13 protein-coding genes are annotated in these 13470 nt (G+C 31.0%); 11 read left to right on the forward strand and 2 right to left on the reverse strand.

The genetic code is table 11. The features are described 5' to 3' along the window. The first annotated feature begins 124 nt into the window (after positions 1-124). The 5 genes from JOP69_RS12905 to JOP69_RS12925 all read left to right on the forward strand — a co-directional run bounded on the left by JOP69_RS12905 (position 125) and on the right by JOP69_RS12925 (position 5229). A complete protein-coding gene (locus tag JOP69_RS12905) occupies positions 125-1258 on the forward strand; it encodes an Mrp/NBP35 family ATP-binding protein (protein WP_203393376.1) in 1134 nt (377 codons plus the stop codon). Positions 1259-1268: 10 nt separating this feature from the next. Beyond that, positions 1269-1505 carry a NifU family protein gene (locus JOP69_RS12910; protein ID WP_203393375.1) on the forward strand — a complete coding sequence of 79 codons (237 nt, stop codon included), beginning with the start codon at positions 1269-1271 and terminating at the stop codon, positions 1503-1505. Between the two features lie 242 nt (positions 1506-1747). Then, on the forward strand, positions 1748-2803 hold the full coding sequence (locus JOP69_RS12915) for an NAD(P)/FAD-dependent oxidoreductase (RefSeq protein WP_203393450.1): 1056 nt from the start codon (positions 1748-1750) through the stop codon (positions 2801-2803). Positions 2804-3195: 392 nt separating this feature from the next. Next, the gene (locus JOP69_RS12920) at positions 3196-3768 is read left to right on the forward strand and encodes a hypothetical protein (protein ID WP_203393374.1); all 573 of its coding nucleotides are present in this window, start codon (positions 3196-3198) and stop codon (positions 3766-3768) included. Positions 3769-3780: 12 nt separating this feature from the next. Continuing rightward, positions 3781-5229 carry a flotillin family protein gene (locus JOP69_RS12925; protein WP_203393373.1) on the forward strand — a complete coding sequence of 483 codons (1449 nt, stop codon included), beginning with the start codon at positions 3781-3783 and terminating at the stop codon, positions 5227-5229. Between the two features lie 839 nt (positions 5230-6068). Here JOP69_RS12925 and rseP read toward each other — a convergent pair. Next, the gene (gene rseP, locus JOP69_RS12930; protein ID WP_203393372.1) at positions 6069-7415 is read right to left on the reverse strand and encodes an RIP metalloprotease RseP; all 1347 of its coding nucleotides are present in this window, start codon (positions 7413-7415) and stop codon (positions 6069-6071) included. 171 nt (positions 7416-7586) lie between these two features. Between rseP and JOP69_RS12935 the strand changes: the two genes are divergently transcribed. The 5 genes from JOP69_RS12935 (at position 7587) to JOP69_RS12955 (ending at position 11438) form a co-directional block, all read left to right on the forward strand. Beyond that, a complete protein-coding gene (locus JOP69_RS12935; protein ID WP_203393371.1) occupies positions 7587-8267 on the forward strand; it encodes an SCO family protein in 681 nt (226 codons plus the stop codon). A gap of 51 nt (positions 8268-8318) precedes the next feature. Further along, the gene (locus JOP69_RS12940) at positions 8319-8549 is read left to right on the forward strand and encodes a FeoA family protein (RefSeq protein WP_203393370.1); all 231 of its coding nucleotides are present in this window, start codon (positions 8319-8321) and stop codon (positions 8547-8549) included. Further along, positions 8549-10660 (forward strand): ferrous iron transport protein B, encoded by a 2112-nt coding sequence (feoB, locus tag JOP69_RS12945; protein ID WP_203393369.1) that lies wholly within the window; start codon positions 8549-8551, stop codon positions 10658-10660. Before JOP69_RS12940 ends, feoB begins: the two co-directional genes overlap by 1 nt. Beyond that, a complete protein-coding gene (locus JOP69_RS12950; RefSeq protein ID WP_203393368.1) occupies positions 10660-10773 on the forward strand; it encodes a FeoB-associated Cys-rich membrane protein in 114 nt (37 codons plus the stop codon). Before feoB ends, JOP69_RS12950 begins: the two co-directional genes overlap by 1 nt. Positions 10774-10862: 89 nt before the next feature. Then, positions 10863-11438, forward strand: a complete 576-nt coding sequence (locus tag JOP69_RS12955) for a DUF2911 domain-containing protein (protein WP_203393367.1) — start codon at positions 10863-10865, stop codon at positions 11436-11438. Between the two features lie 158 nt (positions 11439-11596). Here JOP69_RS12955 and JOP69_RS12960 read toward each other — a convergent pair whose 3' ends face one another. Next, on the reverse strand, positions 11597-11965 hold the full coding sequence (locus JOP69_RS12960; protein ID WP_203393366.1) for an SPOR domain-containing protein: 369 nt from the start codon (positions 11963-11965) through the stop codon (positions 11597-11599). A 194-nt stretch (positions 11966-12159) separates the two neighbouring features. Between JOP69_RS12960 and JOP69_RS12965 the strand changes: the two genes are divergently transcribed. Continuing rightward, positions 12160-13461 (forward strand): c-type cytochrome, encoded by a 1302-nt coding sequence (locus tag JOP69_RS12965; RefSeq protein ID WP_203393365.1) that lies wholly within the window; start codon positions 12160-12162, stop codon positions 13459-13461. Positions 13462-13470 lie beyond the last annotated feature (9 nt).

The following is a 13470-nucleotide window of genomic DNA, read 5'->3' on the forward strand; positions in this document are numbered from 1 at the left end:
GGTGCAATTTGTCAAATTCGTGTCTATAATATCCAACTATCAGAACATAAATAATCATAATCTACAAACTTTCTATTCTAATCCGTAAAACGTATATTTGCAAGTAAGATTAAATAAAAATAAAGTGAGTTTTAAGAAACAAGATATATACAAGGCATTAGAAACAATTACAGCTCCCGGAGAAGGTAAAAGTTTAATAGAAAACAACAATGTAACAAATGTAGTTACTTTTGGAAATGATGTTGAAATAGATGTTACCATTAGTAACCCTACTTTACAAGCAAAAAAGAAGATTGAAACGGAGATTGCCAAGGCAATTAAAACCCATGTTGGAGAAGAAATTAATGTAAAAATACATTTAAAAGTAGAAAAGCCTGTAGCAAAAGTAAATCCAAACCAAATTAAAGGAAAAGCAATTCCTAATATTAAAAATATTATTGCAATTGCATCTGGTAAAGGAGGCGTTGGTAAATCTACAATAACATCAAATACAGCAATTTCTTTAGCAAAAATGGGCTTTAACGTTGGGGTTTTAGATGCCGATGTTTACGGGCCATCACAACACATCATGTTCGATGTAGAAAAAGCAAAACCACTTTCTGTACAAGTAGATGGTCGTTCTAAAATGAAACCCGTAGAAAACTACGGAGTAAAATTATTGTCTTTAGGGTTTTTTACAAATCCAGATCAAGCAGTAATTTGGAGAGGGCCAATGGCGTCAAAAGCATTAAATCAATTAATTTTTGATGCAGATTGGGGAGAATTAGATTTTTTATTAATCGATTTACCTCCAGGAACAGGAGATGTACATTTATCAATAGTACAAGCATTACCAATTAACGGAGCAGTTGTGGTAAGTACACCGCAAAACATCGCATTAGCAGATGCTAAAAAAGGTGTAGCAATGTTTCAACAAGAAAATATTAATGTACCTGTTTTAGGGATCATAGAAAATATGGCATATTTTACACCAGAAGAATTGCCAGACAATAAATATTATATCTTTGGTAAAGACGGAGCAAAAAATTTAGCAACAGATATTAATACCAAGTTTTTAGGAGAAATTCCTTTAGTGCAAAGTATTCGTGAATCTGGAGACGTTGGGCATCCGGTAGCTTTACAAAACGGAACTGTTTTAGAAAAAGCTTTTAATGATATTACCAAAGAAATGGTTTCAGAATTATTAAAAAGAAATGCAGATTTACCGCCAACAGAAGTAGTTAGAATTACAACCATGAGTGGTTGTAGTACAAAATAAATTTGATTTTATGACAGCACAAGAAACATTAAATAATGTTGAAAAAGCATTAGATGAAATTCGTCCTTTTTTAATAAGCGACGGAGGTAATATCAAACTACTTTCTATAGAAGAATCTATAGTAAGAGTACAATTAGAAGGTGCTTGTACAGGATGTTCTGTAAATCAAATGACCTTAAAAAACGGGGTAGAAGCAACTATTAAAAAGTATGCGCCACAAATTATTGAAGTGATAAATGTAGCGTAAACTGATAAAAATCAGTTTTTAAACATTTGTAAAAATATAATTTTGGGCGTTACCTAAAAAGGTCGGGCTTTTCGCACTCGCTTTTTTTACTCGAAAAAAGTAAAAAAGGGCTCAAACAAGTGCTTCAATCCCTAACGCGCTCATCAGCATAAAAAATAAATAGCGTTATAAAGAACCAAGTAATTTGCTTAAATAAGCAGAATGCTTGGTTTTTTAAAATGATAAAATTAAAGAAACTAAAAGTGATTACAACAGATATCTTAATTATTGGTGCTGGTCCAACAGGATTATTCACCGTTTTCGAAGCAGGTTTATTAAAATTACGTTGTCATTTAATAGATGCATTGCCACAAGCAGGCGGACAATGTTCTGAAATTTATCCGAAGAAACCTATTTATGATATTCCTGCATATCCAGAAATTTTAGCGGGCGATTTAACCTACAAACTAATGGAACAAATTAAACAATTTGAACCAGGTTTTACACTAGGAGAGCGCGCAGAAACCATAGACAAGCAAGAAGATGGTTCTTTTATTGTAACTACCAATAAAGGTACAAAACATCAGGCTAAAATAGTAGCTATTGCTGGTGGTTTAGGTTCTTTTGAGCCAAGGAAACCGCCAATTCCTAATATTACAGATTTCGAAGACAAAGGAGTAGAATACATTATTAGAGATCCAGAATTTTACAGAAATAAAAAAGTAGTTATTTCTGGTGGTGGAGATTCTGCCTTAGATTGGTCTATATTTTTAACAGATGTAGCTTCTTCAGTAACATTAATACATAGAAGAAACGAATTTAGAGGGGCTTTAGATTCTGTAGAAAAAGTACAAGAATTAAAAGACGCTGGTAAAATTACCATGATTACGCCTGCAGAAGTTAAAGGAATTGTGGGTACAGATAAAGTAACCGGAGTTTCGGTTGTTAAAAAAGGAGAGGAACCTTTTATCGTGGAAACAGATCATTTTATTCCTCTTTTTGGTTTATCACCAAAACTAGGTCCAATTGCAAATTGGGGATTAGAAATAGAAAAAAATGCTATTAAAGTTGATAATTCTTTAGATTATCAAACTAATATTCCAGGAATTTATGCCATTGGAGATGTAAATATCTATCCAGGAAAATTAAAGTTGATTTTATGTGGTTTTCATGAGGCAACCTTAATGTGTCAAAGTGCGTATCAAAGAATTTATCCAGATAAAAAATATGTAATGAAATACACAACAGTGGGTGGTGTAGAAGGTTTTGATGGAACTAAAAAAGAAGCGCCAAAAGCCGTTATAAAAAAGATAGAGTAATCAATGTGTCATTCTAAACTTGTTAGAATCTCATTTTATAAATAACTAAATCAGCCCCTTTAGGTTTCAAAAACCAGAAGGGGTTTTTTAGTATTCTTTTTATCTTAGTTAATAGGAGTAAAATAGTAATGATAACAAAATTGCACTCTATTTTATTTGATTGTTAATATTTTTTAAAATTTATGTAACAAAATACCTTTTTAGGTTACTAATAGGTAAACTCAGTAATTTTTAATGCTATATTTTTTATCAATTAAAGGTTAAAATCAATTTATAAAAGCACATTTATAAAAGTTGATTTTCATAAAATTGAGTTTCTCTTTATATTGGTGGAATAACGTGGTTATTCAGTCATTTTTTTTTATATTTAATCTCTTTTAAAACGAACACCTATGATGGAATGGTTTCAGGAATTAACTGCTTTTCAAAAAACGTATTGGATAATTACAAGTATTTCTACCTTTATGTTTTTGTTGGTCTTAATAACTACAATATTTGGTGCAGATACAGATGATATTGGCGATGTAGATGCAGAGATTGATGCGGATACCGGTGCAGGATTTCAATTTTTTACCTTGAAAAACTTAGTCGCATTTTTTACTATTTTCGGATGGAGTGGAATTTCAAGTATCGATGCCGGAAATTCAAAACCTACCACTATTATTATTTCACTTCTTTGTGGTTTAGCAATGATGTTTGTAATGGCAGCAATGTTTTATTACATCAGTAAATTAACCTCTAGCGGAACTTTAAAAATGAAAAATGCTTTAAATGCTATTGGAGAAGTGTATTTAACCGTGGGGGCAAATAGGTCTAAAATTGGAAAAGTACAAGTAAAAGTACAAGGAGCTTTAAGAGAATTAGAAGCTTTAACAGATTATAATGAAGACTTAAAACAAGGAAATGTTATAAAAGTAATTGAAGTAACAAACAATGGAATATTAATAATAGAACCTCAAAAATAAATAAAAAATACTATGCAAAATTTTATAACATTACAAATTGAATCCTTTGGTGCATTGCCAGTAATTGCTTTTGCTATTTTAGCAATTATAATTGTGTTTGTCACTTTGGTAAAACGATATAAAAGATGTCCTTCAGACAGAATTTTGGTGGTTTATGGAAAAGTTGGAGGAGGAGAATCTGCCAAATGTATTCATGGTGGTGCTGCATTTATTTTTCCTGTAATTCAAGATTATCAATTTTTAGATTTAACACCAATTTCTATAGAAGTAAATTTGGTAAACGCCCTTTCTAAGCAAAACATTCGTGTAAATGTACCTTCTAGATTTACTATTGGGGTTTCTACAGAGCCAGGAATTATGCAAAATGCTGCAGAAAGATTGTTAGGTTTAGATCAAGATAGCATTCAAGATCTAGCTCAAGAAATTATATTTGGTCAGTTACGTTTGGTAGTGGCTTCTATGGATATTGAAGAAATTAATAATGACAGAGATAAGTTTTTGACGAATATTTCTCAATCTGTAGAAACTGAGTTAAAGAAAGTAGGTTTAAAATTAATCAACGTAAATATTACAGATATTGTTGATGAATCTGGTTATATAGAAGCACTTGGTAAAGAAGCTGCAGCACACGCAATTAACGCAGCACGTAAATCTGTAGCAGAAAAAAATAGAGATGGTTCTATTGGAGAAGCAAATGCAGTACAAGATGAAAGAACGCAGGTTGCAGCAGCAAATGCACAAGCAGTAGCTGGAGAAAATACCGCAAAAATTAATGTAGCCAATTCAGATTCTTTAAGAAGACAAAGAGAGGCGGAAGCGGAGCGTACAGCAATTGCATCAGAAAAAGTACAAACAGCAAACGCATTAAAAGAGTCTTATGCGGCAGAGCAAGAAGCAGAAGTTGCAAGAGCAGAAAGAGAACGTTCTTCTCAATTAGCAGATATTATTGTACCTGCAGAAATAGATAAACGTAAAGTAGAAATAGATGCAGAAGCAAGAGCAGAAAATATTAGAAGAATTGCAAAAGGAGAAGCGGATGCAATTTTGTTTAAAGCACAAGCAGAAGCGCAAGGTTTATTTGAAGTTTTAACAAAACAAGCACAAGGTTTAGATCAAATAGTAAAAGCGGCAGGAAATGATTCTCAAAATGCTGCATTGTTATTAATTGCAGATAAATTACCAGAATTGGTAAAAATACAAGCAGAAGCTATTAAAAATATTAAGATTGATAAAGTAACTGTTTGGGAAAATGGAGGGGGTGCAGATGGTAAGACATCAACGTCTAACTTTATTTCTGGTATGTATAAAGCAGTGCCACCATTACAAGAAATGTTTAATATGGCTGGTATGGAGTTGCCAAGTTATTTAAAAGGAAAAGATATTTCTGCTGAAGATGTTAAAGAAATTGTAGAGGCAGCCGAGGTTATTGAACCTAAAGGAGATTTACCGTCTAAAAAATAAGTGTTCTAATAAACGAGCATATTCTATTCATATAATTTTTATAAAACCACCATTCATTTATTTTGAATGGTGGTTTTTCTTTGTTTGATAACAATTTGTTTTCCTTTTATTGGTTTTAAAGTACTGCATATTAAATAATTATTAAATTGAATATGACGGTATATGATATAATTTTTGTTTGTTGTAGATTGCAAGTCTAAATCAAATATTTCCTTAACAATGAAAGCTTGTCCAAAGTGTAAATCTAAATCAAACCATAGAATGAAGAGAGGTGCATTTATAAGATTAATACCAGGTACAAAAGCTTATGCTTGCGATAAGTGTAATACAGAGTATACTTGGTTTTCTTTTATCAATCGTTCTTTTAAAATATAAAAATACCCTTACAATAATAACATTGTGAGGGTTTTTTATGAACTGTTATGTAAATTAAATAGTACTTTTATTTACAGGAAGCAGTAAATAAATTAGTAGGAGTAAAGTTTTTTTTAATTAATCTATACTAGTAAAAGTATAAAAGATAGATGCATTAACAAATATAGAGCATATAAATTAGTTAATTTAGAGTAGCTTTAATGTGTTGTAAATATTTATATTTCAACACTCTAACTCTAAACTATAAATTATGAAAGCTTGTCCAAGATGTAATTCTGTGTCTAGGCATAGAGAAAAAAGAAAATTTATTATTAGGTTAATACCAGGAACTAAGACATATGGTTGTAATAATTGCTATACGTATTATACTTGGTTTTCTTTTATCAATCGTTCTTTAAGAGTGTAAAAAAAAGCCTCACTTTTTATAAAAGTGAGGCTTTTTGGTTTCTTATGTTTTGTTTACTTTACTTAAACAATCTAAATATATCGTTTCCGTTAGCGAAAAGTAATAAGGCTATTAATAAAATAAAACCTGTTACTTGTGCGTATTCTAAAAATTTATCTCCTGGTTTTTTACCTGTAATCATTTCCCAAAGGGTAAAAACTACGTGTCCACCATCTAAAGCTGGTATTGGTAAAAGGTTCATAAAACCTAACATAATAGATAAGAATGCTGTAATGTTCCAGAAGGTTTCTGCGCTCCATTCCGAAGGGAAAATACTTCCTATAGAAATAAAACCACCTAAACCTTTATAAGCTCCTGTGCTTGGGTTAAAAATTTTCTTTAATTGTTTTATGTAGTCTGTAAGTGTTTTTACAGATTTGTTCCATCCTGCAGGAATTGCTTGTGCAAAAGAATACTCAATATTAGCTAACTTGTAATAACCTAGTCGTTCTAAATCTTTAGAAGGTAATTGGCCTAAACTAAGGCCTAATTTTCCTTCATTAGTAACTTTTACGGCTACGTCTTTTGTTTCTGATCCTCTTTTTACAGTTAATTTTATATCTTGATTTTTAAATTTATCTAAAGGAGCTTTAGCTTCATCAAAATATTTTATTGCATCTCCGTTAATAGAAACAACAATATCATTTGGTTTTAAATCAGAATTTATATTAGGTGAATCTGCAGAAACAGCACCAATAACAAAGGGATATCTAGGGAGTACAATTAACCCAGCATCTTTACCTCTATCTACTAGTTGAGAGATGAAATCTTCAGGAATTACTTTGTCAATAATTTTCCCATTTCTTTCTATTTGAAAATTATTTCCGTTTACAAAGCCTAAAGTTAATTCATTAAACTTTTTAATTTTTTCACCATCAATCGTCAATACTTTATCTCCGGTTTGTAAACCTAGATTTATTGCCAAAGAATCTTGTACCCAAACTCCGTCTGTTACGTTTTCATTTGGTAGAAATTTTTCTCCGTAGGTATACATTAACATAATGTAAATAAATATCCCTAATACAAAATTCACAAAAACTCCACCTAGCATAATTATTAAACGTTGCCATGCAGGTTTAGATCGGAATTCCCAAGGTTGTGGAGGTAAAGCCATCTGTTCGGTATCCATACTTTCATCTATCATACCAGATATTTTTACATATCCACCTAAAGGAATCCAGCCAATACCATAAACGGTATCACCAATTTTTTTCTTAAAGATTGAGAATTTATAATCGAAGAATAAGTAGAATTTTTCTACTCTCGTTTTAAACAATTTTGCAGGTATAAAGTGCCCTAGCTCGTGCAATACAATCAATAAAGATAAACTTAAAATAAATTGCGATGCTTTTATTAATATTTCCATTCAGTGTTAAATCATAATTAAAATAGTGGCAAATGTACGTTTTTAAAGAGAGTTGCAAAAGAACAAATTGAGCTACCTTTTTATTTTAACAAAGATTTTGGGTAGTATTTACTTTTATTAGCTTTTCTAAGGGGTTTTTAAGTCGTAAATTTGTACTTATAAAATTATTTTATGGAGTTCAAATTCTTTAAAAAATCGTTGCCAACTCTTATTTTTTTAGTAGTTTTTTCGGCAATTTCACTTCCCGTATTTTATCATTTACTAAAGGTTGATAATCGCCTTAAAATTTATAACCCCGTAGATGTAAACCCGAGGTTGGTAGATGAAAGTATGTTGCATATTCAAAAAAACCACACCGTCGCAGATTTTAAATTGATCAACCAAAATGGAAAAACCATTACAAATGATGATTATAAGGATAAAATTTACATAGCAGATTTCTTTTTTACCCGTTGCCAAACTATTTGTATTGCCATGGCTTATAATATGAGTGAGTTGCAGGAATATTATAAAAATGATACGGATATTTTGTTTTTGTCTCATTCTGTAACCCCAGTAATTGATAGCGTTTCAGTATTAAGAGCCTATGCAGATAGAAAAGGTGTTATAGATGGAAAATGGAATGTTACTACAGGACCTAAAAAACATATTTATGAGCTTGCCAGAAAAAGTTATTTCGCTGTAACAGATGAAGGTACTGGAGACGAAAATGATTTTATACATACAGAACAATTTGTTTTGGTGGATAAAGAAAGACGTATTAGAGGATATTACGATGGTACAGAGAAAAAAGACATGGAAAAGCTAAAAAAAGATATTGTTTTGTTAAAAGAAGAATATGCTTCCAAATAACTTGTTTAGAATGATTCTAAATGAGTATATTTGCCTTCCAAATAAAATTCATTGAGCACAATAGCCACATTACGTAAGGGAGAGATAGGATATATTTCTGAAGAGTCTTTAGATTTTATTCCTTTAAAGTTGTTAGAAATGGGCTGTCTACCTGGGGCAGAGGTTCAGTTGGTTCAAATAGCGCCTTTAAAGGATCCTATATATATATGTGTAAATGGAAGCCATTTGGCAATAAGAAAAGAAACAGCTGCTAAAATTCGAATACTTAAAGTCCATTTATAATGTCTAAAAACGATATAAAAGTTGCTTTAATAGGGAACCCAAACACTGGGAAAACCTCTCTTTTTAACCAACTTACAGGTTTAAACCAAAAAGTTGGTAATTATCCTGGAATTACGGTTGATAAAAAAGAAGGTATTAGTAAATTATCTGCTACACAAAATGCTATTATAACAGATTTACCTGGTACTTACAGCATAAACCCTACTTCTATGGACGAAAGTATTGTTTTAAAAACACTACTTAAAAAGGACATAAAAGAATCTCCAGATGTTATATTGGTGGTTGCAGATGTAGAAAATTTAAAAAGAAACTTACTGCTTTTCTCTCAAATTAAAGATTTAGAAATTCCAACGGTTTTGGCAATCAATATGGTTGACCAAATGAACAGAAAAGGAATTACTATTGATTTATCATTATTAAAAAAGGAGTTAAATACAGAAGTCGTTTTAATAAGTGCCAGAAAAAATGAAGGTATAAATGATGTAAAAGCAGCAATTATTCGATGTCATGTTGCAGCAAAAGCATCTCCTTTATGTGGTATTAATCATCAGATTGATCCAGATTATTTTGATAAGTTAAAAGAAATTAGCCCTAATTATTCTTTGTATGAATTATGGTTGATGGTAACACAGAATAATTATCCAGACACCATTTCATCAGTAGAAAAACAAAAGCTTCTTAGTTTTAAAAAGGATGTTTCTAAGTTAAAGAAATATCAACATAAAGAAACCATATATCGTTATCAAGAAATTAATAAAATTCTTAAAAAGACCTATATAGTTGATAAAACAAAAGCCAAAGACCTACGTGGTAGATTAGATAGAGTTTTTACACATAAATTTTTCGGGTACTTTTTCTTTGTGTTCTTATTGTTGGTGATTTTTCAATCTGTTTTCGATTGGGCTTCGGTACCAATGGATTTTATAGATACTACTTTTGCTGAGATTGCCGATTTTACAAAAAGTAATTTACCAAGCGGGGTACTTACAGATTTATTAACAGAAGGAATTATTCCTGGTATAGGTGGGGTATTAATCTTTATTCCACAAATTGCTATTTTGTTTCTATTTATTTCGGTATTAGAAGAAACTGGGTATATGAGCCGCGTAGTATTTTTAATGGATAAAATTATGCGACGTTTTGGTATGAACGGTAAAAGTGTAATTCCATTAATTTCTGGTACCGCTTGTGCTATTCCTGCAATTATGGCAACTAGAACAATTGCTAGTTGGAAAGAGCGCTTAATAACCATTTTAGTAGTGCCTTTTACTACCTGTTCTGCACGTTTACCAATTTATGCAATTTTAATTTCGTTGATAATTCCTAGTAAAAAAATATTTGGATTTTTAAATTTACAAGGTTTAGTGCTCTTGTCATTATATGCTTTGGGGTTTGCAACGGCAGTGATAGCTGCGTATATTTTACATAAAACTTTAAAGATAAAAACGAAGTCTTTTTTTGTGGTAGAGATGCCTAATTACAAGTTACCTTCAGTAAAAAATGTATTTTTTGAAGTGGTAGAAAAAACAAAATCATTTGTTTTTGAAGCAGGAAAAATCATTTTAGCCTTGTCTATTGTTTTATGGTTTTTAGCATCTAACGGACCAAGTTCTTTTGATGATGCCGAAAAAAATACTATTGAAAAAGTGGCGAATCAAAATTTATCAGACCAAGAGTTACAACAAAAAGTAGCTTCTGCAAGATTAGAAAGTTCTTATATTGGTGTTTTAGGGAAAACAATTGAACCGGCAATTAGACCATTAGGGTATGATTGGAAAATAGGAATTGCTCTAATAACATCTTTTGCTGCCAGAGAAGTTTTTGTAGGTACTTTAGCTACTATTTATAGTGTAGAAGCAGATGATGAAAATACATCTACGATTAAAGAAAAGATGAGGTCTGAAATAAATCCAGATACTGGAGAAAAAAGATTTAATTTTCCTGTAGGAATGTCTTTAATGGTTTTTTATGCCTTTGCAATGCAATGTATGGCAACTTTAGCCATTGTTAAACGTGAAACCAAGTCTTGGAAATGGCCGTTAATTCAGTTGTTTGGTATGGGCTTTTTAGCTTATATGGCTTCGTTTATAACCTATCAAATTTTAAGTTAATGCAAGAAATTATAGCATACATATTAGTTGTAGTAGCCGTTGCTTTTTTGGTGAGAAAATATATTTTCCCTTCTAAGAAAAAGAAAGGGTGTAGTTCGGGTTGTGGTTGTTAAAAATTCTTTAACACAAAATTAGGATTTTCACTGTGTAAGGTTTTTTATTTTTGATGACTGATTTTTAAATCATATCTTAAAATATAAAAATGAAGAAAACAATTTTATCCTTTGCCGTTTTTGCAATCACCATTATTTCAGCAACAAACACTTTCGCTCAAAAATTCCCAAGATTAGACGTAAGTCCTATGGATGCTGCTTCCTATCCATCTGATTGGAGAAATTCTGATAAACTAGTAAAAGTAATTTATAGTAGACCACAATTAAAAGGAAGAGAATTGTCTTCTTTAGCGGCGGTTTCTGATAAAGGTGTGTGGAGAACAGGTGCTAATGAAGCTTCTGAAATTACTTTTTTTAAAGATGTTTTATTTGGTGGGAAAAAAGTAAAAGCGGGTACTTATACTTTATTTACGATTCCTTCAGAAAAAGAATGGACTTTCATTTTAAGTGCTGTTAGAAACGTTTGGGGTCATTATACATATGACAAGAAAGATGATGTTCTTAGAGTATCTGGTAAAGTTTCTGAAGCAGAAAAACCTATTGAGTCTTTTTCAATTGTTTTTAATGAAAATAAGGATGATTTGGTTACTATGTATTTAGGTTGGGGAAATACAGTGGTTTCTGTGCCTTTACAAGAAGTAGATTTAGAAGCGCAAGGAAAATAAGAATTCTTTTTAGAACCTTAATCATTAGTGGTTTAGAGTTTTTGCTTAGCTATGTAGAGTTTTAAATATATTATATTAAAAAGCTTCAAATTTTTCACTATCTAAATACAGATGGTAAAAAATTTGAAGCTTTTTCAATTACTTTTAATATAGTCTCTTTACTTGCCCATTGGAATCACTATAATTCCAGAGAATTTTTCTTGAAATTTCACTATATCTTTATCTGCTTCTAACTTTGTTTTATAATTACCCACATGTACTTTCCAATCGGGTGCTTTGTACACTAGTTTAGAGAAGTTTTCTGGAAACTCTACTTTAAAACGAGCTATAATGCTTCTTGCTTTAGATTCATTTCCATTATAAAGTTGAATTCTATAACCAAATCCGTAGGTACTATTAAAACTTCTTTTTTTAGAAATTATACTTTTAATTTCTGCAGTTTCATTTGTTTTATTCTGAGAGAAAGAAGTGTAACTTGTTGTTAATAAAACAATCAAAAACGAGAGTACTGTAAATTTACTTTTCATGCCTAATTTAATTTTGTACAAAAATAACGACTAGTTTAGGAATAAATTAGTGAAACCTCTTATTTAGAATAATTATAAATTAAGTTTAACATTCTTTTAGCTTTTCAAACTTTAGGAAGAAGTAGTACTTTTGTCAAACGGAAAAAAATGACTTTTATCATTTTATATTAGATATTTTTAAACAAAGTTTAAATATGAAAAGTGTAGAATTGCACAATAGACTAACCACATTACTTTTAAAAAGTATTACTTTTCTCCTAATTTTTGCATTTAGCGTGTCTGCTTATTCTCAAGATATAGATGAAGCTCGTCAAAAAGAAGGAAAAAAATTATTTAAATCTTTATGTGCTTCTTGTCACAAGTTAGATAAGAAATTAGTAGGCCCTGCTTTAGGTGGTGTTGAAGAAAGAAGAGAGAATGATTGGTTAAAATCTTGGATTAAAAATAATGCCGAGTTTAGAGCTTCAGGAGATAAAGATGCAAATGCAATCTTTGATGAGTACAAAGGTGCTGCAATGACTGCTTTTCCTCAATTATCAGATCAAAATATAGATGACCTTTTATATTACACCACGGTAGGTGAGTTAAAAAAGGTAGAAGCTGTTGCGAGTGCTACTGCTAATACTTCTACTGCAGCTGCTCCGGGTTGGTTAATATACATATTAGCAGGTGCAATTATTGTTGCTTTTTTAATGATTGCTAGTTTGTTAAAACAGGTAAGTGAATTAAAAGGGAATACTGTACCAGGAGAAGATTCTAATCTTAAAAGAGATTTACATGAACTTTGGGCAGGTTTAAAACAAAATACATTCTTAAAAGTGTTATCAACCATATTTTTATTATTGGTTGGCGCATATTTGTTTTTCGGAACCTTATTTAAAGTAGGTGTAGATGAAGGATATCAACCAATACAGCCAATTGCATTTTCTCACAAAATACATGCGGGAGATAATAAAATAGATTGTCAATATTGTCATTCATCAGCAAAACATAGTAAAACATCTGGTATTCCATCTGTTAATGTTTGTATGAATTGTCATAAAAATATTTCTGAAGTTGCAGATGATACTGTTGTAGAATTAGAAGATGGACTTGTTCTTGGAAAAGAAGAGTTAGATCTTGAGATTGCAAAAGTATACAAAGCTGCTGGTTGGGATGCTGATAATTTAGAGTATACGGGTGAAACAGCTCCTATTAAATGGGTAAGAGTTCATAATTTACCAGATTTCGTTTACTACAATCACTCACAACACGTTACGGTTGCAGGGGTAGCATGTCAAAAATGTCATGGTCCTGTAGAAGAAATGGAAGAAGTATATCAATACTCTCCATTAACAATGGGTTGGTGTATCGATTGTCATAAACAAACTAAAGTGGATTTAAAAGGTAATGATTATTACAAAAAAATTCATGAAGATTTGGCAAAGAAATACAACGTAGATCAGGTTACCATTTCACAATTGGGAGGTAAAGAGTGTGGTAAATGTCACTACTAATCAAAAAGA

Source organism: Polaribacter sp. Q13 (genome assembly GCF_016858305.2).
Lineage (GTDB): Bacteria > Bacteroidota > Bacteroidia > Flavobacteriales > Flavobacteriaceae > Polaribacter.